Below are 1,797 nucleotides of genomic sequence, written 5' to 3' on the forward strand. Positions count from 1 at the left end.
GCGCAGCAGTTCGGCAATGGGCCGGTGCGGATCATCGATCTGGCGCTGCTGTACGTGATGCTGGCGCTGGGGCTGAACATCGTGGTGGGCTACGCAGGTCTGCTGGACCTGGGCTATGTGGCCTTCTATGCGGTGGGTTCCTACATGTTCGCGCTGCTGGCCAGCCCGCACCTGATGGAGAACTTCGAGGGCATTGCGGCGGCATTCCCGGGCGGGCTGCACTCGCCGCTGTGGGTGATCATTCCGCTGGGGGCAGGTCTTGCCGCGCTGGCGGGGGTGCTGCTGGGCTCGCCGACGCTGAAGCTGCGCGGGGACTACCTGGCCATCGTGACGCTGGGCTTCGGGGAGATCATCCGTGTGTTCCTGAACAACATGGAGTACCCGCTGAACATCACCAACGGCCCGCGAGGCATAGGCCAGATCGACGCCATCCATTTCTTCGGGCTGGACCTGGGCAAGAGCACGGAGCTGTTCGGCATGACGCTGCCGTCGGTGACGCTGTACTACTACTTCTTCCTGGCGCTGGTGGTGGCGACGGTGATCCTGTGCTTCCGGCTGGAGAACTCGCGCATCGGACGTGCGTGGATGGCAATCCGCGAGGACGAGATCGCGGCCAAGGCGATGGGTCTGAACACGCGCAACCTGAAGCTGCTGGCGTTCGGGATGGGGGCGACGTTCGGTGGGGTGGCGGGCAGCATGTTCGCGGCCTTCCAGGGCTTCGTGAGTCCGGAGTCGTTCAGCCTGCAGGAGTCGGTGATGATCGTGGCGATGGTGGTGCTGGGTGGCATCGGGCACATCCCGGGCGTGATCCTGGGGGCGTTGCTGCTGTCGGCGCTGCCGGAGGTGCTGCGCTATGTGGCCGGGCCGCTGCAGGAGATGACGGGGGGCCGGCTGGATGCAGCCATCCTGCGCCAGCTGCTGGTGGCGCTGGCGATGATCAGCATCATGCTGCTGCGTCCGCGGGGCCTGTGGCCGAGCCCGGAGCACGGCAAGGCGGCGCCGCAGGCGGTGAAGTGAGCCAGGACAGCAGGAGCAAAGAACAATGAGCGAAGTCGTACTCAAGGTTGCCGGCGTGTCCAAGCGCTTCGGCGGTCTGCAGGCCCTCTCGGAAGTGGGCATCCAGATCAACAAGGGCCAGGTGTATGGCCTGATCGGTCCCAACGGGGCGGGCAAGACCACCTTCTTCAACGTGATCACGGGGCTGTACACGCCGGATGCGGGGACCTTCGAGCTGGGTGGTGCGCCCTACCAGCCCACGGCGGTGCACCTGGTGGCCAAGACGGGGATTGCGCGGACCTTCCAGAACATCCGGCTGTTTGCCGAGATGACGGCGCTGGAGAACGTGATGGTGGGGCGCCATGTGCGCACGCACTCGGGGCTGATCGGGGCGGTGTTCCGCACGCCGGGCTTCAAGGCGGAAGAGGCCGCGATCGCCAAGCGGGCGCAGGAACTGCTGGACTACGTGGGCATTGGCAAGTACGCCGAATTCAAGGCGCGCACGCTGTCCTACGGCGACCAGCGCCGCCTGGAGATCGCGCGTGCGCTGGCCACGGACCCCAAGCTGATCGCGCTGGACGAGCCGGCGGCGGGCATGAACGCGACCGAGAAGGTGGTGCTGCGAGAGCTGATCGACCGCATCCGCAAGGACGGCCGCACCATCCTCTTGATCGAGCATGACGTGAAGCTGGTGATGGGCCTGTGCGACCGCGTGACGGTGCTGGACTACGGCAAGCAGATCGCGGAAGGAACGCCCGCCGATGTGCAGAAGAACGAGAAGGTGATCGAGGCCTATCTCGG

Annotated in this window: 2 protein-coding genes; both read left to right on the forward strand. The window is 65.9% G+C overall.

The window, feature by feature from the left end:
- The coding region (locus ACS5PK_RS22580) for an ABC transporter permease subunit (RefSeq protein ID WP_439442511.1) at positions 1 to 1,017 on the forward strand (1,017 nt) is incomplete at its 5' end.
- 25 nt (positions 1,018 to 1,042) lie between these two features.
- Positions 1,043 to 1,797, forward strand: a 755-nt coding sequence (locus ACS5PK_RS22585; protein WP_439442512.1) for an ABC transporter ATP-binding protein, incomplete at its 3' end; no start/stop codon positions are given.

It is taken from the genome of Roseateles sp. DB2, from assembly GCF_051857535.1.
Lineage (GTDB): Bacteria > Pseudomonadota > Gammaproteobacteria > Burkholderiales > Burkholderiaceae_C > Roseateles_B.